This window comes from Streptomyces sp. NPDC001492, assembly GCF_053597275.1.
The window spans coordinates 41743-63461 of the sequence record NZ_JBSFHW010000024.1 but is presented as its reverse complement, the minus strand read 5'-3'; the positions used below and the strand labels follow the sequence as shown (position 1 = coordinate 63461).

At 64.8% G+C, this 21719-nt stretch carries 20 protein-coding genes and 1 pseudogene; 11 read left to right on the top strand and 10 right to left on the bottom strand.

Annotated elements, in window-relative coordinates; translation table 11 throughout:
• Positions 1 to 864 precede the first annotated feature (864 nt).
• The 6 genes from ACWC1K_RS28575 to ACWC1K_RS28550 all read left to right on the top strand — a co-directional run bounded on the left by ACWC1K_RS28575 (position 865) and on the right by ACWC1K_RS28550 (position 7114).
• A complete protein-coding gene (locus tag ACWC1K_RS28575; RefSeq protein ID WP_450835493.1) occupies positions 865 to 1092 on the top strand; it encodes a hypothetical protein in 228 nt (75 codons plus the stop codon).
• 77 nt (positions 1093 to 1169) lie between these two features.
• On the top strand, positions 1170 to 3410 hold the full coding sequence (locus ACWC1K_RS28570) for a hypothetical protein (RefSeq protein WP_450835491.1): 2241 nt from the start codon (positions 1170 to 1172) through the stop codon (positions 3408 to 3410).
• 121 nt (positions 3411 to 3531) lie between these two features.
• Positions 3532 to 3981 carry a hypothetical protein gene (locus ACWC1K_RS28565; RefSeq protein WP_450835489.1) on the top strand — a complete coding sequence of 150 codons (450 nt, stop codon included), beginning with the start codon at positions 3532 to 3534 and terminating at the stop codon, positions 3979 to 3981.
• Positions 3982 to 4684: 703 nt separating this feature from the next.
• Positions 4685 to 4843, top strand: coding sequence for a hypothetical protein (locus ACWC1K_RS28560; protein WP_450835488.1), 159 nt, complete (start codon positions 4685 to 4687; stop codon positions 4841 to 4843).
• Positions 4844 to 4854: 11 nt separating this feature from the next.
• Positions 4855 to 5982, top strand: a complete 1128-nt coding sequence (locus ACWC1K_RS28555) for a hypothetical protein (protein WP_450835486.1) — start codon at positions 4855 to 4857, stop codon at positions 5980 to 5982.
• 475 nt (positions 5983 to 6457) lie between these two features.
• Positions 6458 to 7114 (top strand): hypothetical protein, encoded by a 657-nt coding sequence (locus ACWC1K_RS28550; RefSeq protein WP_450835484.1) that lies wholly within the window; start codon positions 6458 to 6460, stop codon positions 7112 to 7114.
• Positions 7115 to 7132: 18 nt separating this feature from the next.
• Here the strand turns inward: ACWC1K_RS28550 and ACWC1K_RS28545 are convergent, their stop codons facing one another.
• The 10 genes from ACWC1K_RS28545 to ACWC1K_RS28500 all read right to left on the bottom strand — a co-directional run bounded on the left by ACWC1K_RS28545 (position 7133) and on the right by ACWC1K_RS28500 (position 16315).
• Positions 7133 to 7762, bottom strand: coding sequence for a hypothetical protein (locus tag ACWC1K_RS28545; RefSeq protein ID WP_450835482.1), 630 nt, complete (start codon positions 7760 to 7762; stop codon positions 7133 to 7135).
• 428 nt (positions 7763 to 8190) lie between these two features.
• On the bottom strand, positions 8191 to 10587 hold the full coding sequence (locus ACWC1K_RS28540; protein WP_450835480.1) for a putative T7SS-secreted protein: 2397 nt from the start codon (positions 10585 to 10587) through the stop codon (positions 8191 to 8193).
• Complete coding sequence (locus tag ACWC1K_RS28535; RefSeq protein ID WP_450835478.1) at positions 10584 to 11165, bottom strand: hypothetical protein; 582 nt, start codon at positions 11163 to 11165, stop codon at positions 10584 to 10586. The genes ACWC1K_RS28540 and ACWC1K_RS28535 overlap by 4 nt, the downstream gene beginning before the upstream one ends.
• On the bottom strand, positions 11162 to 11677 hold the full coding sequence (locus ACWC1K_RS28530) for a hypothetical protein (RefSeq protein ID WP_450835476.1): 516 nt from the start codon (positions 11675 to 11677) through the stop codon (positions 11162 to 11164). The genes ACWC1K_RS28535 and ACWC1K_RS28530 overlap by 4 nt, the downstream gene beginning before the upstream one ends.
• A gap of 431 nt (positions 11678 to 12108) precedes the next feature.
• Positions 12109 to 12696: a hypothetical protein gene (locus ACWC1K_RS28525; protein WP_450835475.1), complete on the bottom strand. Its 588-nt coding sequence runs from the start codon at positions 12694 to 12696 to the stop codon at positions 12109 to 12111.
• A gap of 6 nt (positions 12697 to 12702) precedes the next feature.
• Positions 12703 to 13182: a hypothetical protein gene (locus ACWC1K_RS28520; RefSeq protein WP_450835473.1), complete on the bottom strand. Its 480-nt coding sequence runs from the start codon at positions 13180 to 13182 to the stop codon at positions 12703 to 12705.
• Between the two features lie 214 nt (positions 13183 to 13396).
• Positions 13397 to 14077, bottom strand: a complete 681-nt coding sequence (locus ACWC1K_RS28515) for a hypothetical protein (protein WP_450835471.1) — start codon at positions 14075 to 14077, stop codon at positions 13397 to 13399.
• Positions 14077 to 14604, bottom strand: a complete 528-nt coding sequence (locus tag ACWC1K_RS28510; RefSeq protein WP_450835469.1) for a hypothetical protein — start codon at positions 14602 to 14604, stop codon at positions 14077 to 14079. The genes ACWC1K_RS28515 and ACWC1K_RS28510 overlap by 1 nt, the downstream gene beginning before the upstream one ends.
• A 2-nt stretch (positions 14605 to 14606) precedes the next feature.
• Positions 14607 to 16016 (bottom strand): putative T7SS-secreted protein, encoded by a 1410-nt coding sequence (locus ACWC1K_RS28505; protein ID WP_450835467.1) that lies wholly within the window; start codon positions 16014 to 16016, stop codon positions 14607 to 14609.
• Complete coding sequence (locus ACWC1K_RS28500) at positions 16013 to 16315, bottom strand: WXG100 family type VII secretion target (RefSeq protein ID WP_450835465.1); 303 nt, start codon at positions 16313 to 16315, stop codon at positions 16013 to 16015. Before ACWC1K_RS28500 ends, ACWC1K_RS28505 begins: the two co-directional genes overlap by 4 nt.
• A gap of 684 nt (positions 16316 to 16999) precedes the next feature.
• Here ACWC1K_RS28500 and ACWC1K_RS28495 point away from each other — a divergent pair.
• From ACWC1K_RS28495 to ACWC1K_RS28475, 5 genes and pseudogenes are all read left to right on the top strand, one after another.
• Complete coding sequence (locus tag ACWC1K_RS28495) at positions 17000 to 17728, top strand: hypothetical protein (RefSeq protein WP_450835463.1); 729 nt, start codon at positions 17000 to 17002, stop codon at positions 17726 to 17728.
• Complete coding sequence (locus tag ACWC1K_RS28490; RefSeq protein WP_450835461.1) at positions 17725 to 18909, top strand: S8 family peptidase; 1185 nt, start codon at positions 17725 to 17727, stop codon at positions 18907 to 18909. The genes ACWC1K_RS28495 and ACWC1K_RS28490 overlap by 4 nt, the downstream gene beginning before the upstream one ends.
• A gap of 294 nt (positions 18910 to 19203) precedes the next feature.
• A pseudogene (locus ACWC1K_RS28485) lies at positions 19204 to 19506 on the top strand (WXG100-like domain-containing protein); the annotation flags it as partial.
• Positions 19507 to 19603: 97 nt separating this feature from the next.
• Positions 19604 to 20056, top strand: coding sequence for an SUKH-3 domain-containing protein (locus ACWC1K_RS28480; RefSeq protein ID WP_450835459.1), 453 nt, complete (start codon positions 19604 to 19606; stop codon positions 20054 to 20056).
• A gap of 1076 nt (positions 20057 to 21132) precedes the next feature.
• Positions 21133 to 21477 carry a hypothetical protein gene (locus tag ACWC1K_RS28475; RefSeq protein ID WP_450835457.1) on the top strand — a complete coding sequence of 115 codons (345 nt, stop codon included), beginning with the start codon at positions 21133 to 21135 and terminating at the stop codon, positions 21475 to 21477.
• The last annotated feature ends 242 nt before the right edge of the window (positions 21478 to 21719 follow it).

The following is a 21719-nucleotide window of genomic DNA, read 5'->3' as shown; positions in this document are numbered from 1 at the left end:
GGCACAAACAACGACGGCGCAGCGAACCATCCCGAGAACAAGAATGGAACCTCCCCAATGGGCGCCATCGTCCTTCTCATCGGCGTTGTTGGCCTCGCAGCCGTGATCGCAGCCGTCGTCTTCGCTGTAACCCGCAGTCGCCGCAACTCCGGGATGCGAGGCCCCGTCGGCGGGCCTTACCCGCAGAACATGGGCTACCCGCCCCAGCAAGCGATGCCCCCGGCCCAACCGCCGTACTCCGCCCCAGCTCCCAACCAGGGGCACGGGTACCCCGCTCCTCCCGCACAGCCTCCGCAGCACCCGAATCCCTACGCACAACAGCCCCCGTATCAGGACCAGTAGGTTCCTTCTTTGATCGGGTGAGAGCGAATAGAGCGCGGCCGTACTGACGGCTCTGCCTTGTTCGGTGCGAGGTTTCCTGACGATCGTGTGAAGGATTCTCGGCGAGTTATGGGGCCCCCGGAGAGAGGTTTGTCGATCAGCTGAGCCGCTTGGGTCCGATACATACAGAACCGAGCGAAGAGAACCTGGACCACGGAGACTGCGCAAAGGCGAACATCGGGCAACTAGAACTATTTCGCCCATCGTCGCCGGCCTACTCTCCCTGGAGAGGCAATGCTGAAAGAGCATGCTCAGCTCCGTGAATAGCCAGAGCTATGCCCGCTCACGGACGGGGCTATACTCATTCATTGCCGACGTGCTCGCGTCAAATGTGGCCACCTTCCGCTCCACGCGAAACGTAAAGGACATGGGGGATAAGACGTGTCAGCCGGGACAGAAATCGAGGACCCTGCAGCGCTCAATCGTGCAAGCTCGGGCGCGCGCGAGATCGCAGGGCAGACGCGAACCGCTGGCGCTCATCCAGTGGACGAGACGCGTACGACATCCCAGGACTTCGGCGCAGGCAACTGGGACGGCGGGCTGGGCGGAGCCCTCACCGGCCTGACGGAGACCTGGTCGTCGCAGGTCTCCGCGCTTGCGGCCGGCTGCGACAGCCTCGCCACCCAGTGTGGCGGCACGGGACTGCTGTATCAGCGCACCGAAGCCGCGAACACGCAGACCATGAACTCCCTGGCGAGTGACTTCGGCTGAGGCAGGCCCTCCACCCACCGCCACCGCCTAGTTCCAGCCTGACAAGACTCACGACTTCACGGGGACTCGCCGAGCTCATGCCGACGTACGAGCAGCTGTATCACCTCAACCTCAGCAACCTCAAAGCGGCCGCTGACCGCTGGGAGGAAACCGTCACCAAGTTCAAGGGGCTGCACACGGCATACGGTGATCAGGTCGCCCGCCCCTTCAAGCAAGCTGGCTGGACGCAGCCGGTCCTGACGGCGGCCAAGGCCGACAACGACGTGCGTGCTGCCCACCAGGAGTTCGCGGACGCCCACAAGGAAGCGCAGGGCATTGCCGGTGTCCTCACGACACTCCACACGGAGCTGAAGAAGGCGAAAGACGACCTCCACCACCTCGCCAACGTCGAGGCCAAGGAGCAGGATCTCGTCGTCAGCCCCACCGGCGTCGTCACCCCGCGCAACGACATGTCCCAGGACCCCATGCGCCACCACGACCCCGACGCCCAGGACATCATCCGCCAACAACACGAGGCTTGCGACGCCTTCGCCCGCCGCATCGAACGCGTCCTCCAGCGAGCAGCCGACGCCGACGACACCGCCTGCTGGGCCTTGCGCCGCGACCTCGGCGGAAACAAGACCGACTTCAACTCGAAGGTCGTCACCTCACTGGACAACGCCGACGCCACGCACGCGGCCGAGCTGATGAGGAAGGGCGACAAGCTCACCGACGGCGAGCTCAAGGATCTCAACCATTTGATGAAGGCCAACCAGAACGACCCGGCCTTCGCCACTGACTTTTACAAGCAGCTCGGCCAGGAAGGCGCTCTCCGGGACTACGGCCAGCTCGCCCTGCAGACCAGCGGCGCCAGCGACGAACGCAAAGAACTGCTCCAGCAGATGCAGCAGAACATGGGCAACACCCTGGCCACCGCCACCGACCCGGACAACAAGCCCCACCTGTCCGAGCAGTGGACCGCCGACCTGCGCAAACTCGGCACGCAGCACATCCAGCTGTACGACGGCAGCATGAGCGAGGGCCCCTACGGCTACCAGCTCCTGGGCGGCATCCTCCGCTACGGCGACTACGACTCGTCCTTCCTCACCCCCATCGCGGAGCACGTCACCCAACTCCACGACAAGGACCCGTACTTCTTTGCCGGCACGAAGAACGACATCGGCGACCCCAAGTACGGCTTCAACCCTTCTGGCAAGAACGGCGCCGGCTACGACCCCATGAACAGCGTCCTGGAGGCCCTGGGACACAGCCCGCAGGCCGCCACTGATTACTTCACGCCGCCGATGGAGGCATACGCCGAGGACGGCACTCACAAGGGCGAGCTGTCCGAGATCCATGGCGCGAGTAACTACCTGGACTACCTCGTCAACAAGGACTACCAGTCCTTCCCTGACATCACCGGCCACGACCCCGACGCCGCGAAGAAGTCCATGAGCGACTTCCCCGACTCGCTGGGCCACGCCCTCGAAGCAGCCACGACTGGCCGTCCCGCCGGCGCCGACCCTTCCACCGGCTCGCTTGCCCACACCCAGGATCAGGCTGCCCTGGCCGCCCAGGTGATCAACAAATTCAGCGGCCCCGATGCCGGAGGACTGCTCAACAACGACGACGGGACCGCCCCCTACGCAGCTGCAAGCGACAGTCTTGGCAACATCGGAGGCGACTACATGGGCGACATTCAGCGCTCAATCAGCGGCCAGGACAGTTTGCCCGTCCAAGGTGCGAACGCTGATCTGGACCCCGAGGCGACCAAGGAGTTCCTCTACCAGGTCAGCCAGGACCCAGACGCTTACGCTGCAATCACCGGTTCTCAGCAGGCTTACACCTCTGCCGTCATCGACGCAGAAATCAAGGGCCCACAGGACAGCGAAGTTTCCCTCGCTCAGCGCGTCTCTTCCGCCGCTCATCCTGGAGCCGAGGTGGCAGGCATCATGAGCGCGGCCCGCGCTCACGCCGTTCACGACACCCACGCGCACGACGACGCCGATTACAACGAACGCGTCGACACCGCGAACAAGTGGGTTGGTCGCGGTCTCGGACTCGCGACTGGGAAAATCCCCGTGGCCGGCGACGCTGTCGGCTGGGTGGTCGAGGACGTCCAGGAAAGCGTGGCCAGCAGGCTGTACCGGGACACCACCAGCGAGGCCCAAAGCGAGGCGGGGCGCAACTACACCAACGGCGAGTCGGCTTTGCGTGAGTCTGTCCGCGCCGACATCGCCCGTTCCGGAGGGAGTGAGAACTTGCAAAACGCCGTGGGCCGAGAGGTCGACCAAAGCCACACCACCGGTGCCGAATGGGGGGACCAATATCATGGCTGACCGCCGCCCCAGCCGCCGTATCGGCTGCACATTGCTGCCACTCGCCGCGCTTCTGCTTACGGCTTGCTCTGGGGAAAAGAAACCTGAAGTCGAATACACCCTGCCTGACACCTTGTGTGGAGTGCGCGTCGGGAAGAAGGCCATCGAGCCCCTCTTCCCGCCCGGCAGCAAGCTGTCGAAAACCGGCGACTCCCTCGTTAACGGCAAGTACGCCTCGGGGTGCGACTATGCGGTCGACAACCACAAGACGCTCCTCGTAAGCACCTTCTTCCACGCGGACGCATCAACTGCCCGCGTGATCGCCACGAACAGGGCCACCGACTACGGCCGTGGGCGCAGCGATAAGGTCACAGTCGACGCTTCCGGCGACGTTGGCTTGTACTCTCGGGGTGCTGTGGCGGTGGAAGCGTGTCCCGGCTACAAGTCCGACCCGTCGGACGGTCTACCCCGAACCAGCTTCTCCGTGGAGATCCTTACGTTTTACCCCAAGGACCTGTCCAAGAGGGGAAAGGCGCTCACACAGCTGCTGAAGAAGATCGTCCCCATCGTGGCAAAGGCCAACGGCTGCTGACCTTGTGCCGTTCACCGATCCGGTGCGGTTACGTGAAGGATGGAGGAGCGTGGCTCACCATCCGAATATGGCATGGGCGACATCCACGAATGGCACGCCGTTGCCCTTCAGCAACCTAAAAGCCGACACCTGTTCTGACATAGAAGCCCCGTAGTGCCTTATCGGCCGACGCCCAGCCGGCTCGTCAGAGACTCGGCTCCGCGACCATGGCGATCCAATTCAGGACGTCTACGGGGATGGCGACCATGATGGCGTGAGCTGGTGTGGAACCTGGAAGGTACGACCAGCAGCCCAACCCCCGTGCCCAACGGCCTTCTTGCGAGAATGGTTGTCATGGTTGCGATCGGCAATGCGTATGTGCGCGGAGGATGCGATGAGTGATCCCGTAGACCCACGGCTGTCCTACTCCATGGTCTCCGACGCGACGCCGATGCCGTCGCCGTCACCTGGACCGACACCGGACCCGGACCCAGTACCGGCCGAGCCGAGCCCGTCACCTTCCGGCCCTGAGCCGACACCGTCGCCCACGGGACCGAACCTGCCCCCTCCGTGGGGATCGGATCCGGATGTCGGAGTGACCTCCTCGTTTCTGCGGGACTGTGCGGATGCCTGTGACGAGGCTTCTCTGACGGTCTGGAAGACATTGGGGGAGGCGAAGGACGCAGCCGAGGACCTCGCGAGGGCAGCCCACGGATTCGGATTCGTGCAGAGCATCGACGACATGCACGAGCGCTGGGAGCGCCTGAACCAGGAGATGCGCGACCGGCTGAACCGCGCCTCCGACAACTTCCGCAGCAGCGCGGATGCCTACGACGGCAACGAGACCCGTATGGCGCACGACATCTCCGGCATCTACCGCTGAAGGGCAGAGCAGTGGTCACCTTCTCACAACTCCTGGAGTTGGACGTCGCCGGCCTGGAGAGGTTCGCCGACCGGTGGAACGACGTGATCCACCGAAAGATCAGGCAGGCCCGTGAGGGATTCCACGACGACGTTGTGCGCAAGTTGCACAGGGACCATTGGAGGGGTGAGGGCGGAGAGGCGGCTCAGAAGTACTGCGACCGTATACAGGTCGGCTTCGACGCGCTCGACGCAGAGGTCAAGTCCCTGAGCAGGTTTCTGGACGAGGAGGCAGACGGAGCACGCGGAACCGGAGGTACCGACGGTTTGGAAGGCTGGCAGCGGGTCGCGCGCGAGCTCGACAGCAATGCGCATGAAGCGGGGATGAAGATAGCCGATGACGGTGTTGTCGAGTGGTCAATCCTGATCGACCGTGACGACCCGAGCGGCGAGGCGAAGTACCAGGAGAAGAAGCAGGCTGCTGATCTAATCCAGCTCCGGGCCCAAGAAATTCTGAGCGAGGTGAACAAGATTGATGAGTGGCTCACGACGAGCCTCAAGGTGATCTTCGGTACGCCGCACAACTTCGAAACAGAGGACCGTCGGTACAACGTTTTCGAACCCACCGTCAAAGACCGGATGGTGCGCAACCAGCTCAATAACGTCGGCGCAGCGGCGGCCGCTCGAGGCTGGGTCAATGCCGCCGGCCTGGTCAAGCACTATCTCGACGGCTCAGGCAAGACTGTCGAGGTGGAGCCGCAGCAGATGATGCGGGATATTCCGCAGTTCCATCGCGACGTGGACAAGACGTTGGAGCAGGATGTGCGGAAGCGCCCCGACGGCCCGTTCACCACTGAGTGGGGGTCGACAGCCCCGAACACCGCGGACGGCGACTCCAGCATGGATTGGTACTACGCCCTGAACCATTTCCAGTACCGCCTTGTCGGAGAGAAGCACGGCGACGAGATCACGTACCAGGTGGAAGTGAACAAGCGCTACGACTGGGGCGTGCCCAGTGAACACCGGCGCACCCAGGAGAAGTTCGGGGGTCCGTTCAAGATGGAACTTGAGCAGGCCGATCTTGCGCACCTCAACTCCGTCGGCCTGGCTCGTGACTTCGACGTCGTGGGCACCTCCGACACGATCAGGACTTCCGCATGAGTCCCCGGTACATCGGTCAGCACACCGGACGTGAAACGAAGGCAGGCGCGTCGGACGGAGCGGGGACGGACACGGGCCGCACATACCGTCATCGCTCTTGGCTGCGGCGTCCCTCCGGTAAGAAAGCGGTGCTGTGGCTGCTGATGTCGGCCTGCGTCGCCTTTGTGCTCTACGCGGCCTGGGGGCTCGTCCAATCCATCGACGATCTCGACAAGCCACCGGACGGCGATTGGTTGTGCTCAGGGCATTCGATGACGTGCGAGCCCTGATCATTCAGCGAGGTCGCCCATTCCGGCAGCGTTTTCTCAATCTGGCCCGGTGACAGGCGTCGTCCGGATTGTGACCGGCTGACAGAGAGGCCGTCGGCGGACTTCGAAACCAGCGAAGGAACTTGCGCCAGACCCCCCTTCAAGTCGTCAGAGCCCCCTGCTGGCTGGACGCGAGGCGACAGCGGGCCGTGACTAGGATGATCGCTATGGACGGCCAGGGGATGCCCGCGTGGGACGGAATCGCGAGGCGCGAGGTGCTGTCCGCGACTGATCTGGCGGTCCGCGACCGGCTCGCGGACGCGGCGCGGGATGGGAACTGGTACGTCGTGCTGCAGCTCGCGCACGCCCATCCCACCCTGGTCAACAGCCCTCGTCCCGGCGGTGCCAGCGGATACGCCGCCCTGCACCAGGCGGCCTGGCACGGAGTGTCCGCGGACACGATCCGCTTGCTGAAGGGCTACGGGGCCTGGTCCGGTCTGCGCGCGAGCGATGGATTCCGCCCCGTCGACATCGCGGCCCAGCGCGGCCACCGTCACCTGGTCGATCTCCTGCAGCCGCAGGTACACCATCCCCTGTCGCCGCAGATCCTTGATGGTCTTCAGCAACAGCTGGAGCGCCTGTTGCACTACCGCGGCCGGGACCCAGTTGGTCGCCTCGGCCTGTGTCTGCCGCAGGTGGAAGTCCTCACGGAACTGGCCGAGCCGGCGTTGTGGTTCCCGCTGCCCGTCGGCGGCTTCTCCATCCGGCTGGAGGGGAATGAGCTGTCGGTAACCAACGCACCCGGAACCGTCGGCACCATCGCGGAGAACACCGACCGTGTCACAGTAAACGGCGCCAGCCTTGCCGAGGGGCGGTCCCTGTAGCCGTACTGCGCGGCTCGGCTACACGCCTGCGGCGGCCTGGCGCAGCGTGAGCCGCGTCTCAGGTCGGCCACCCGGGTTGATGATCAGCATCAGCTCCGGATCCTGTGTGCCGGCCAGCTCGACGCCGGTCATCCGCGCCCACCGCCGCTCGCCCGCTGGCAGGTGGCCCTCGCTGGAGTACACGGGCAGGACCAGCTGACCAGCCGCATCACGCTCGATGGCGTAGCTGCCGCCCTCGCCGACGGGAACGACGAGCTCGGCTGAGCGGAAGTGCTTGCTGAACGCCGTGTCGCTCTCGCGTCCCATGTGTCGGCGCTGGATGCTGCCCTCGAACTCGTTGACCGCCGCACGCCACCCCAGGCCGACCAGCGTGGGCTGGTACTCCCGGTTGATGATGAAGTCGCTCAGGCTGCCGTCCGGTTCGATGACCCAGCCGCCGAACACGTGCTGGAGGGGGACCTGCTCCGCGTACAAGTCGGGGAAGCTGCGGTCTACGACCGTCCACCAACGCTGCGCCTTCGGGTTGCGTGCGTAGTCGGCCATTTTTCGGATCTCGTCCGTGGTCGGTACGACGAAGCCCTGATGGCTCGCGGAGTACTCCGCCTCGTGCGGTGCGCCCGCGTACGAGCGCAGCTCACGCCCGGCCACGTTCGGGCGCGACAGCTCGTTCTCGACGTATTCCTTGAGCTCTTGCAGACTCTCTGCTGTCCGGAGTGGCCCCGGGAGTACGCGCCCGGGGAAGGGCCATCCGCCCGAATCATGCGAAGTTTGAATTTCTGCGAGAAACTGCGTTGGTTTCAGTCCGCGAGTCTTTGCGATGCGACGTTTCTTGATCCAGTAGATTCCACAGTTCCAGGCTTCGTCTCCTTGCTCCTCGTTTGTTACCCCGCCGCTGGCTTCCTGGTCGTCAGAGGCCCACAGCGCTTCAACAACGCCTACAGGGTTCGCTACTAGAGCGTACATAACTGGCCCCTTGCATCGACCCCGATAGTCGTCAGGTGCCGAGATTTCGTGAACGACCACATCCTGCGAGAGGGGGGAGCCTCCGCGGCGCTCCGAGTGCTCCTCATTGCTGCTCATTCCAGCACCTTTCCGTGGATGTGAATCTTACCGGATTCCCTGGTGACGTGAGTCACCTCGAATTGCGTGCCTTGCGGCAGAAGAAGTTCCCGCTCTTTGGGGTTGGCAGTGATCATGTTGCGTGCGCCATCTACCTGGTCCATCCAGATACCAGGGTGACCTTCCGGGACTTCGAGATGGAGCCATACAGGCTTGTGGCCAAATGCAGGTGTTTCGCCGATGGACGTGGAAAAGTAGCCTTTGTCGCTGAGTGTGCGGCCAACAAGTTGCTTAGCGTTGTCAGCGTCGAACTGGTCGAGCCAATGCTGGATTTCTGTGCCACGGCGCACCATCAACGACTCGGGAATGTGTGATTTCGCCAGAGCCTCATCCATATGTTGAGCTATACTCTCCAGCTCAGGCGTCTTTTCCCTCTGCCCTCTCAGCCAGCCGTTGATTTCATCGTACTTGTGAGTCGAGTACTCGCGCAGAGCTGCGTACTGTTCGTCTGGCAGTTTGTTGACAAATTCGCTCCAGTTCTTGGATCCATACTCGAAAGCCTCATCGTTGGTCAGATGCCTGACGTCGCTCGAGGCGCCGAGACCCCGACCGGAGTCGGCATCTACCGTTCCTGAGGACTCGTGAGTATCGGAGCCGTGCGCGTATTCGGGGGCATCGTGCGGCTGATTGACGTGGAGTTCGTCGATTTTCTTGCCGATGGCGTCAAGGTCGTGGCCAGCGGCCTCGGCGGCCGGCGAAGGCTTCGGCGCGAAGTCGTCGAAGGCCTTGTTGGCGTTGGCGCTCTCGTATGGGCCGCTGGGCGGTGCCAACTCGGCTTCCGGAGGCGGTGCGGTCTTCCCGGTGGGGGGAGCCGTCCACTTTACGGGTCCGGTCTCCGGGGTCGCGTGACCGGAGGCCGCCTGCGAAGGGGCGGTGGGCTCATGGGCGGCGGCCGTGGGGGAGTCCGGGTGGTTGACGTGGAGCTCGTCGATCTGGGCGCCGATTTTGTCGAGGTCGCCGGTAGCTGACTCGGCTGCGTGCTGGAGTTGCGGGACTTCGCTGTGCGACACGCCCTGGGCGGCATCAGGGGCTGCAGCGTCGATGTTGTGCTCGATGCCGGACAGGGTGTTGTCGAGGCCGCCTCCGAAGTCCTCAAAGGTCTTGGCGGCGTTCGCAGACATGCCTTTGCTCGCATCGGCGGCTGCTGTGGTGCCGGTGTGGGCGGCGTCGCGGGCCAAGGTGTTCTCGGCGGCGTGGGCCAGGCTGTTCTCGGCGGTGTGGGCGGCAGTGGAGGCCCCGACTTTGGCCGCGCCGCCGACGGGGATGAAGTTGGTGGCGAGGGCGCCCAGGGCCTGGTTGCGGTCGGTGGACCAGCCATCGCCAACGAAGCCTTTGACCAGTTCGGTGGGGTGGTTGACGCTGTGGACCAGTCCGGTGCCCACGGCGGCGAGGTTCGCGACGTACTGGCCGGGGTGGCTGATGTTGTAGGGGTCCGTGGGGTTGACGGTCCGGGCGAGCCGGAGCACGGACGTGCCGGCTTTGACCACGCCGCCGAGGCGGTGCTCGGTGCCGACGATGGTGTTCTTCAGTGTGTTGGAGACTTCGCGCTTCAGGAGGTCGGTGCCCTGGGGGGCGGGCGGTGCCTGCGAGTAGGCACTCTCGAGGGCCGCGGCCAGGGTGTCGGCGTCGGAGTCGCGCTGGTGGCGGGCGTGTTTGAGGAGGTGTTCGGCGGCGGCGCGCTCGTCAGCGCCCGGGTCTTGGAAGTCGCCGGGTTTCGGCGGCAGTTGGTCAGTGTTGCCGCGTGTGCCGGTCCAGGAGTTCTGCTGCCACAGAGCGTTGCTGTAGGCGTCGACCTGGGCGTTGTAGTGCTCGCGAGCGGCGTCGGTACGGGTCTGGGCGGCCTTGTACTTCGCGACGGCTTCCCTGGCCTGGCCACGGGCCCAAGCCACGGTCTCGGCGTACGAGACCATGGCGGAGGCGGCCTTTTCGAAGGCGTCGGCTGCCTTCAGCCAGCGCTTGGGATGGGTGGAGACCTTCTCGCGGAAGCGGTCGGCGGCCTCGCCGCGCCAGTCATGGGCGTCCATCTTCCGCAGGGACTGGCCGGTGCGTTCAAAAGCGGCGGAGAACTTCAGCAGGTGGACGGCGGTCTCGCGGATGCGGGAGGCGTCTCCGTGCAGGAGTTGGTCCGGATCGTCGCTCTCGTCGAGCTCCAATTCGCTGGTGTTGGCGCCGAGATGGTCGGCGACCCAGGAGCCGGCGCCGTCGGCCTTCTTCGCCAAGTCGTGCGCGCCCACGGCGTCCAGGCCTTCAGAGGCGCCATGGGTGACGTACTGCACCCCGTCGGCGATTCCGTCGCGCAGGCCTTGGGTGGCCTTGCCCAGTCCGTCCAAACCGGGTAGGCCGAGACCGCTCACCGGGATTCTCCGTCTTGGTCGGTGCCGGGCAGGGCGGCCTTCTTGACCGCGGCGATCTCGAGTCCGGTCTGGCCGGAGGTGGTCACATCGTCCCATTCCTCGGTGAGGGACTTGTAGGCCTGTGTCGAACCCTGTTTGAAGTCGTCGCCTGAGTAGTGGAAGCTGTAGTTTTCCCTGGCGGCCGCGGTCAGGTCTTGCATGGACATCTGCTGCGCCTGCTCGGAGGTGGTCGTCGGAGCCGCGACGACGGAGGCGGCAACGTCCTTCAGTACACCCTTTCCGTACTCCTCGGCCTCGTGGTAGTAGCCGGCGTTCAGATCGAGAGCCCCGGCAATCTCGTTGCCCTCATCCATCAGCGTCTGCACCTCCCAGGACCACCGGCTCGCGAAGTCCTTGAGCGCCTGAGCGGGGCGTGCCGCCCCAAGGGCGTTCGGCGGCAGCGCGAGATCCTCGAAGCCCTGACCGGTGGTCGCGTCGGTGGCGTCGGCCACTTCCTTGAGCTCGTCCATCGCTGCGTTCAGGCTCTTCGACAGCTGCTGGAGCAGCTCCGGGTCGACGCTGTAGCCGCCGCCGCTCATGCCGCAGCACCTCCCGCGCCGACGCCGGTGGCTGCATCGAGGTCGAGAGCGGCATGGTCGGGAACGATGCCGGGCAGCGGGGGCAGGAGAGTGCGCTGGGCGGAGGTGACATCCAGTGCGACGCCGTAAGGCACGCGGTCGCGCTCCATCAGTGCGGGGATGAGGTCTTCGAGGAGTTCGGCGCCGTTGACGCGTAGGTACACCGCGCGTCGCGCGAGTTCGGGCGGTAGATCGCCGGGTTGGGATGCATCCCATTTCTGCTGCATGAAGGCGTGCAGTTCACCGGTGGTGGTGAAGGCGAACAGCCACTGAGTCTCTTCCAGTTCGCAGGTCCACAACTGCTCTGGCGTGAGCAGGGCCAGTAGCAGCGGCGCACCGCGCACCGCGGCGATCAGCTCTTCCGGGTCTCCTGCGCCGCGGGACATTGCGGCCATCTGAGCCTGCAGCTCGGCTATGTCCGTCGGTTCACCATCGTGCTGGCGGCCCGGCGCGTCCCCGTCCCCGCAGTTCATGTGCGCGTGATCCCCAGCGTGCATCGTTCCGGCATGGCTGTGGCCGTGTCCCGATTACGGAGCACGGCCACTGATCATCTTAGGCATGGCGACTGAGTGCTTCGCGACAGCAACTGAACGACATTCGCAGTTTCTTCACGTTCGAGGTTGCGTTCACACGAGTGGCGTGAGGTCCGGGGTTTGGCTGGTGATCAGCTGCGGGGTGGCGGCTCGGAACCCCGACTGGGCCTCCGATGGGTCGATCCCTGGCCATGGACGCGATGGGAGTCTGTTCAGTGTTCCTGAAGCATCGAGTCATGTGGAAAGAGCGATCGGGGTCTTGAGAATGATGAGCGACGAAGCCGTCGAGGCGGCCAACGGCCCACGAAGTCGTTCTGAGCCCATGAGCGATCCGGTATCGCAGGCTGAGGACTGGTTGCGACGGCAGGGATTTAGGAGGTGATCGACTCCACGAGGTTGGCGACCCAGCCCAGAACCCCCACAACGACGCAGACGAAGACACCGACGCCCACCCGCCGGGCCGCCTGCTCGCGCCGCGAAGGCTCCCGGCTTCGCTTCGGTTTGCTCGACCTGGGCGGCCTGATCACCAGGTACGCGAGCCAGCCGAGGGCGGCCACGGCGAACCCAATCTGCCACAGCTCGCCCACGACGCCCCGGATTCCGGCCCGCTGCACCGTCTGTGGTTCGAGGCCCTGCCGCGCATCGAACTCGGTGCCGTCCGGGTAGTCGTGCCCGGTGTCCTTGAGGTGCACGTAGACGGCGTCGTCGGCACTGCCACCGTCCGGTATGAAGTCCCCGTAGCAGGAGACGTTGAAGATCTTACGGCGAGGGTTGGTGTCGTAGCAGCTGTCCACCTTGTACGTGCCCGGCGTGCCGTAGAGGCCCGCGGAAAGGGCGAGATCGGCGGCAGCGGTGACGGCCCAGAAGGTGGCGGCGAACGCGGCGACGCTGCCGCAGATCCACAGGATCACCCGGGTTATGAGGCTTCGAGTACGGAAGGCGGTGCGGGAGTTGGACATGTGGGGCTAGATGATCCTTCGAGTGAGGCCGGCGTCCTGGGCCCGGGTGACACGGTCGGGGGTCGCCTGCTTGCGGTCGCGCACGGTCGCGTCCCAGTCATCGGGCTGCATGAGGAAGAACCTCCCGCTGTTCGGCACGTAGCCGACCGCGCCGAAAGGCAGGTCTCCCGCAACGTAGACGCCGTTCTCGATGCCTTCGGGCCAGGGGTTGCGCCACGCGACGGACGGGGGGACGGCGTCCATCCGCATCAGCGGTGACTCCTGGCCGCCGGCGGCCCGCAGCGTGAGGGTCATCTTCTTCGAGTGGCCTCTGGTCGCCTCGGCACCGTCCACTTTGGCCACCTCGGGCCAGAATGCGTCGAAGGAGTACTGCGCCAGCGTCTTGCGGCAACTGCGCGTCATGAGGATCGCGATCGGAATGCTCTTGAGCGTGGCGAGCATTCCCATGATGCCGATGAAGACGCACGGCCCCATGACGATGAACACCCAGGACAGGCCGGCGCGAGTCAGATCCGCACCCAGTGACGCCCCCCCCGAACGCCATGATCGCGTAGATTCCGCCCTTGCGGATAGCGACCCACCATGCCCGGCCGGTCAGTTTCCCTCGCAGCGCGGCGGTGTCCAATGTTCCCGGTGCGTCGGCATCTTGCATGTAGTGCAGCATTCGTTCCCCTGTTGTCCGTCCCAGCCCGGATTCGTGCTACCCGAAGTCCGCCCTGACGTGATCGGCGACGGTACTCCTCGCTTCGTCCCCGCTGTCCGAGCCCGACTGCGAGCTGGCCTCTGCACCGCTGGAGACCGCCAGGTCGTGGGCGGACTTCGACAACAGCGAGACGTAGAAGGGGAGATCGGGCAGAGAAGGTGTGGTGAGGCTCAGGACGAGGAGTCGTTGCATGCGGGGAAGAGGCAGGTACACGTCCGCTCTGGCCAGTGGCAGCGAGGGAGCCGCGTCATCTGCAGGATCCGACTGCCACTCAAGGCCGCACAGGACCAGAACGCCCGGCCCCGCCGGGACACGTATCTCTTCGACCGTGTTGTTGTCGTTCGCGGAAAGGGCCTCGAAGAGGCCGCGTGCCGAGAGCTCGGCGTCCGGCTCGTCGAGTGGGTCGAGGCGAGCCAGCAGTGAGGCGGTGGTGAGTCGGCCATCAGGGGCCTCGTCGAGGCAGAAGCCGGCGTAGAAGGAACTCTCGGCGAGGGCGTGGTCGGCCATTTCGCGATATGTAAGAAAGGTGACTTCTCGCTGAAAGTCGGTGCCGTGGGGCCAGATCTCCTCGGCGATGGACCAGAGTTGCTCCTCGCGCTCCTCTTCGTCCAAGTCGAGCCCCAGTGAGTGAAACCCACCGGGTATGTCCAAGTGCAGCTCGTTACTCGGGGCGGACATCAAAGAATCTTCCTGTGGGTTGGCCGCAGCTCCACACCGCTACGCAGATCCGTGGGTACGTTCAGGGAGAGGTGGTGCTTGTGTGCCAGGCGGGTCAGCACACTGACCGGAGTGCCCCGGAATGCACGAGGATGCAGCGCGACACCCTTCAGGCGTCCGCCGTCAGACAGGTGGGTCAGGGTGACGAAGTGGTAGATCGTCGTGCGCCAGCCGAATTGCTGTCGCTCGATCTCCCCGGCGAGCCGGGCGAACTCCCGGTCCAAGGAAGCCTCGTGCTTGGCCGGGCTGCGAGAGAGGCGGAGCGCCAGCTTGCTGGGGGATATGAACCGGGCGGGAGCGTTGAGGAGCCGCATCAGATCGTCCTCATGGCCATCCCCGAAGATGACCATGAGGAGCCAGACCAGCTTGGCAACGAACTCCACCGGAATGAGGACCCACTGCAGCACGAACCAGAGCAGAAGCCCCAGCCTTGAAGGGAACGGAAGGGCCCGGTCGGCGACCGAGCCTGAGCGCGGCGTGACTGCCATGGCTAATCCCCCGTCACGCCGTCGTAGATACCGCTGGCAGTGCCCGGCACCTGCATCGCGAGCTGGGGGCCCTTCGACCACCAGGACAACGGGTCCACGGTTCCGTCGGCACGTATAGCTGCTCGTAGGGACTCAAGGTTCCTGAGCCCTGGAGTGTTGGCGACAACAGTGCTCAGTCCGGTCTCACCGATCGAGGCGCCCATGTTCTTGGCCACCGAATTCTCCCAGGCGAGCTTCACCTTGTTCGCGGCGCCTTGAGCCTCGAAGACCTGGCCCTCGGCGCCGCCGAGGATTCGGTTACCCGCTCGACTGAAATCGGTCGCTGTTGCGGCTCCGTCGTCCACGAGCTTGCCCAGCCGAGCAGCCCTTGCCGCGCCGTCGACCGATGTCACCAGTTCGCCAGCCTTCTCCGCGCGTACCACGACCTTCGCTGAGCCGGTGATGGCCGTCTTGGCGAAACCTGCGCCTGGAATGATGCCAAGGGTGTCGCCCGCCAGGTCCATGAGCCCGATATCCGCTCCACCGATCTTGGCTGCACCATGGGCCAGGAGCGCTCCTGCCGAAAAGCCGGCACTCGCCAGCGCGAGTGCGCCGGACAGTGGTGGGCACCACAGGGTCAGCAGCGACAAGATGCCAAGGACGGCAGAGATATTGCCCAGCCAGTCACCGATCTTCTTCAGCAGGTCCTTGTGTCGGGCGCACCACTCCTGGATCGCGTGCCCGAGCTTTTGGAACTGATCGCCCAGCTTCTCCCAGAATCCGGGGTCAGGTGCGCCGTCGGTCGCCTTGCGCAGGTGACTCGCGATGGTGCGGGCCTGGGCCTGGTGGTCTTCGTACAACCGCTCGGCGCGCTTGATGATCTCTTCGAGCTCGCGCTCGGCCTGGTCCAGCTGGGCTGAGGCTGCCGACAGGTCGCCGTCGGCCTGCTGGAGCCGGGCGTTGGCCGCATCGATCTTCGCCTGGGCGTCCTGCAGTGCGGAGCCGGTGAAGTACTGGCCGCTGAGGCGGAACGCAGGATCGGAGGCCGCCTGGTTGTAGCGGCTCGTCGCGGCGTCCTTGGTTTTCTCCGAGGAGCCGACCTGGCCCTTGGCCTGCTTGGCCTCCGCCTCGAACACACGGGCCGTGCTCTGGTAGTCGGTCAGGGCGTCGCGCCATTTCGACAGCTCCGACGACGCCGTGCGCATCGCTTCCTGGCTGTCCTTGAGGTAGCGGGGCAGTTCCCCGACCTTCTTCGAGAACGCGGATGCGGCGTCGCCGGCCCAAGTGACGTTCCCTGTCAGGCGCTTGATGCTGTTCTGTGCGTTGTCGAGCGCGTCCGCCGCCTTCTTGGTGCGGGCGGCGAGCGAGTCCACGTTGCCCGAGTCGCCGGGTGCCGGGTCGAAGCCGAGTGCGGGGTACGAGTCGCTGCTCACTGGCCGCCACCCTTCCCCGCGAAGCCATCACGCAGAGCCGTCTCGACTTCCTGGTAGGTGTCGCGGGTCTTCTTCAGCCCGTCCTCGATGGCCTGCGTACCCTCGGCGATCTTCCCGATCGCATCGTCCCAACTGTCGTGGAACTCATCGCAGGCGTTGTCGAGCTCCTTGCTCCCCGTGGTCTTCGGTCCGGTGTCACGCAGGGCGTTCAGCGCCGAGCGCATCTCGTCCTGACTCCGTTGGAGCTCTCTGACCAGGCCGTCCAGCTCCGATATCTCGACCTTGAAGCCTGCTCCCATGGCGTCGGCGTCCCCCTGTGGTGCAAGCGGCAGTCAATGCTTGTTCAAGCCGCGGTCAATCGATCTCGCCAGTACGTTATCTGCAGGTAAAGGCGGTCGTGTCGGTGGGGGCTTCCCGTGCGCAACACCTTCACAGGCCTCCCGGTCCGTCTTGCCGGGCCCTGACGTCCACGGCATGCGCCGACGTGGGTGGAGAGCGGCTGTGCGCCTTGAACACGGATTGTGCACGGAAGTCCCACAGGGGGTGTGCGTCGCCGAGGTATGAACGTCGTAAGGTGATCTGTTACTGACGGGGGACGATGTACTCGCGGTGCTGCAGTTGCACTCTGTCGAGACAGCATGCGTAGCGCGGTTGCCGGTCGGCCGAGATGCCGAGCCTTTGGTGCACGGGTTCGCACCGCACATCATGCCCCTCACCTGCAGAAGACGTGTGTGAGGAAACCGATGTCTTATCCGCCGCCGCCTGGAGGTCCGGGCAGCGCCAACCCATACGGGCAGCCGCCCCAGCAACCGTACGGCCAGCAGCCTCAGCAACCGTATGGGCAGCCGCCTCAGCAAGGCGGATGGCAGCAACAGCAGTGGCAAGGATCGTTCCAAGCGCCGCCTGCGCCTCCGGCGATGCCGCCGGTGGCTCCGCCTGCTCCTGTCGGCGCCCCAGGCGGCGGGGGGCGCGCCGCTCGCACCGTGATCGGTTCGATTCTCGGTCTCTTCGGCGTACTTGTTCTTGTGGGGGGCGGGGCTCTTGCTGCGCACGCCTACAGCAATAGTCAGCAGACGCTTGCCAATCCCGAGTACGGCGAGGTGATTTGGAGCGATGAACCGGCCGATAGCATCTTTCCGGACAACATCGGAAGTCGTGAGGGTCGTTTCGGGGATGTCACCGATCCCAAGTACGCGAGCTGGCATCGGCTCGGTATCTCCTCCGATACGTCCTGCAGCAAGGGGCTGACGGGGAAGATCCTCGAGACCGCGAAGCGGATCGGATGCAAGGCCGTGCTGCGCGCCACATATGTCGACCCCACCGGGGACATGCTGGCCACGGTCGCACTGATCGTGCTTCCGGCAGAGGGGTCGAAGAAGCAGGAGCTTGTTCAAACCTTCGAGGACCAAGAAGGCACAGCAGGAGCGGTAGCCCCTCTACGAGTGCCGGGAACTCTGGCCGCTGATTGGAAAGCGAGCGGACGCAACGGAGCGGCGCTCGATTCGACTGGCGGCGAGCATCTTCCCTACGCCATCGCTGTCACCACGGGTGCGGTTGACGGGCGGCTGGCGGGAAATTTGCCAGGAACTTGGGGCGAGGATGACGAGGGCGGAACCATCGGCGACTTGATGTCGTGGTTTGCCGAGGCGGAAATCCTCGTTAGCCGGTTCCAGAGTCACATGGATTATCTGCAGCTCGGGGACGGGATATGAGCATCCGACGTATGAGGGCGGTCGTTGCCGGGGCGGCGCTGAGCGGAATTCTTTGCGGACTGTCAACGGCTCCTGCGTATGCCGCCACGACTCCCATTGGGTGGGAAGGTGCTGCCCTCGGCCTTTCGTCAGCACAACAGCTCAGTCAGGGGCAGGGGGTCACTGTGGCAGTCTTGGACAGCGGAGTGGTTCCTGATCACCCGGCGGTCAAGGGCCGTGTGACAACCGGTCCCGACTATCGCAAGGACGGTCTTGACCCGCAGAGCCCCAATTGGGGGGCGCACGGCACCGCAATGGCGTCGGACGTTCTCAAGGTCGCGCCCAAGGTCAAGATTCTTTCGGTGAGGGTGAGCTCAGACCGAGACAAGGCAGACGACGAAGACGTCGAGGTTCACCGCGGCGGAAGCCCGATCGCGAATGGCATCTACTATGCGGTGGACCATGGCGCTGATGTGATCTCGATGTCTCTTGGCAGCGGTTGGCTCAACCAAAAGGACGAGGACGATGCCATAGCCGTCGGCTACGCAGTCAGCCATGGGGTGCCGGTTCTCGCGGCGGCTGGCAATAGTGGGGACGAGCTCAATCAGACCTCCTTCCCGGCCGGCTATGCAGGCGTCATCGCCGTAGCCGCGACACAACAAGGCGGTGCGCGTGCCGAGTTCTCGACCGTCCACACGTACAACGCGGTGGCCGCCCCCGGTGTGGGCGTCGCGAGCGCGAAGAACACGGGGGGTTTTGAGCCGGTCAGCGGTACGTCACCGGCGACTGCCCTCGCATCCGGCGTTGTGGCCTTGATGCTCTCCCATAATCCCAAGCTCACCCCGGCCCAGACGCGCACGATCCTCACCAGCACCGCTCGCCACCCGCAGGGTGGGTGGAATGCCCTTGTCGGGTACGGGCAGATCAATGCCGCAGCTGCGGTGAAGGCTGCTGCCTCGCCGGCTGCCGACAAGACCATCCCCGTGAAATACAAGGGCAGGGAGCATTTCGGGACTCCTGTAGGCACGTCGAAGACGACCCATCCCGCTATGGAGCAAAGTGTGTGGCTGACTGGTCTTGGCGCCGCAGGTGTGGGGTTGCTGATGTTGGTGGGCGGGCTGCTTCTGGCGCTGGGCGGCCGTCGTAGGGCCCGTGCCGCCGTGCCCGTCATACCACCTCAGCCAGGACCATTCCGAAGCTGATTCCGGTGGCGGACCGTTGGTAGGCCTTGGTTGATGGCGAAGCCCCCGCGGACGGCGGTCGACTTAGGTCGAATCCTTGTCATCGGGCGCTTCGCCAGCCGAGCCGGCCCCGGATTGCCCACCGGTGGCGGATCAAGGTGACCGTGAGCTCAGGCCACGTGGCGTCCGTAGGGCATGGCATCCCCGTAAGACTGTCTGTGCGATCGTTTACGGTGACCATTCGCGCTCGCGATGATCAGAATTGGTCGGCCGGGAGCGCGTATTGCTCGATTGTACGGGGGAGGTTGACGGGGGATGGGCTACGTCCTGCCTGGCTGGATGGACGAGATCCTGGACTTCATCGGGATCAACTGGCCGAACGTGGACGAGGACGACTACCGCGAAATGGCTGACGCCATGCGGGAGTTCGCCGAAAAGTTCGAGGGGCACGGCGCGGAGGCGCATGCGGCGGTCGCCCGCGTCCTGGCTTCCAGCGAGGGCGCAGCGGTCGACACCCTCCAAGAGCACTGGGGCATGGTGAAGTCCGGGCACCTGGACAAGGTGCCCGAGATCGCCTGCCTCTTCGCGGACGCCTGCGACGTCGTCGCCGAGATCATATTGACCTGGTGACGGTCAACCCCAAGGGCAAGAAGTTCAAGATGTGCGACAACTGCAAGACCTGGGTTCCCGGCTTCGGAGGAGACGTGCACACGGGATGCACAGCAATCACGACAGCCCGGCGGTGCGGGCACTGCGGGAGCGCCTCGCCGGCGCGGCACGGATCGAGGCCTGTCCGCTCGATGTCGAGGACGCATGCAGGCGGTATGCCGAAGAGGGCTACCACGTCAGTGCGGCGCTGCGCGAACACTTGGAGATGTACGGAGAGCTGACGGTCACCTGGCCCTTCCGAGCCGGCGAGACCTACCTCAAGGTCGCGGTGGAAGAGGCGCTTGACCTCCCGGACAGGAACGTCCGCATCTTCGGCAGGCGCCTGGGACAGCCCGTCCTCCCGCTGGGCATCGCCTTTTCGACCGAGGAGGCGGTCCTTCTGGCGGAGAACGGCGACATCCTCTTCGGCGGGGATGCCGGAATGCAGCGGGTGGCCAACGGATTCGAGACCGCCATCGTGGCCCTTGTCATGGATGACTGGGACAAGACCTTCTTCTGACCTCGATTGTGCGTGCGCCAAGCAGACCGGAGGTCTTCATGACGTAGTGGTGATGGGTGGTGCGGAGCAGCAGGCAGGGCACGCCTGAGATGCAGGAGAGGGACGTTTCTTGAGCCTTCAGCTCAGGTAGCCGGGCCGGTGGCGTGCGGTCGTGACGGAGAACTCATACGACGTGGCTGACATCGAGGTTCTGGAGTTCGACGCCGCTGTGCGCAAGCGGATGGGCATGTACTTCGGGGTGGGTCGTGGAGATTCGAGGCTGCCGGCCCGCGTGCTGTGCTCCGTGGGGGAGCCACGCGCTTCATCCGGCAACAAAGGTTGCTGCGGAGCACACGTTGCGCGCTGTCGTTGAGATCACTGGTGATCTCAGCTTCACGATGGTGGTGACGGATCAGCCTCATGCCTGGGACGGCTCGGACACTCCCGCCCTGGGTTACTACGACTCTCTCCTGGGTCCTGAGTGGTGGCTGTTGGCCAGCTGCCGCGGCGTTGTCTGAGCGGGTCACGATCGAGATGTGGTCCACAGGACGTGGCTTTGGCCAGGACCTCGTCGGTATTCGCCCACTCTCTGGTCCCCGGGAATTCGATCCGCAGGAAGGCAGCGGAACGAAGGTGGCCTTCGCCTTCGACCCGACGCATGTCGGTCCGGACTTTGTCCTCCCCACGGATCTTGAGAACCTCGACCTGTATGGCCCGCACTGCTCATCGCCTACCGGCTCCGGACAGGTGCTGATCCGGGATCTCCGCCCCGGTTCGGCTGGGCAGGAAGTCATGCATCGCTAGCTGCGCTTCCGTCTGGGCGGCCCTATTCGTTGGACTGCTTTCTCTCCATCGCCCCGCGCTCGCTCTTTGGTTCTTCTGTGGCTTCCATGCGGGCACTCATGCGTCGGCAGGCCGTGCCCATAAGCTGGGTGAGCGGGATGAGCTGGACTGTGAGCGCCCGAAGTGGACGCGCCGGTGCGCGGTGTCCGGAAGTGGTGCGCGGCCGAAGCCTCACTGACCATGCCCTAGGGTGCAACGTTGCACGCCCTGGCGTGACTCCACTTCCAGCCTGCTCACCATCACGGGGATCCCTTATGCGTTTGGCGACCGTACTCGTACTGATCGGCGTTCTGTTCGGGTCCGCACCTGCTCCTGCTCAGGCGGCGCCGGTGCGTGACTCCGTCGCGTACGCCTCGCTGTCGTCGACGCGGAGCAGTGTGGGTATCGGCAAGAGTGGCGGTGGCAGGGGCAAGAGCCACGGCGGCTACCGGAGGTCGAGTGGTGGTTACTCCTACCGCGGCAACCACGGGAGTTCGTACTCGGGGAAGGGGAAGATGTCTCTGTGGCAGGCCTTCCTCGTCCTGTTCCTCTTCGGTGGCCTCATTGTCTGGGGCGTCGTGAAGATGGTGCGCAAGTTTCGGAACCGCGTGAGCGTCTGACTGCCAGTCGGGACTTGTTCCCGCGACGAGGGCATCGGTTGGTCTGTGTGCCTCGAACTCATGAGTGAGTAATGGCAACGGGTTTGACCACTGAGCACCCCCTCGGGCCCCTGCGTGACACCGAACGTCCAGGGCGTGGTCGTCGGCGTCGGCGCAGTGCGCCCGCCCATTGGGGTCGAGATGTGAAGGCCTGGAGGGGATTCGGCCGACAAGTCTCTTGATGTGCGGCTTGGTTGGAGTCG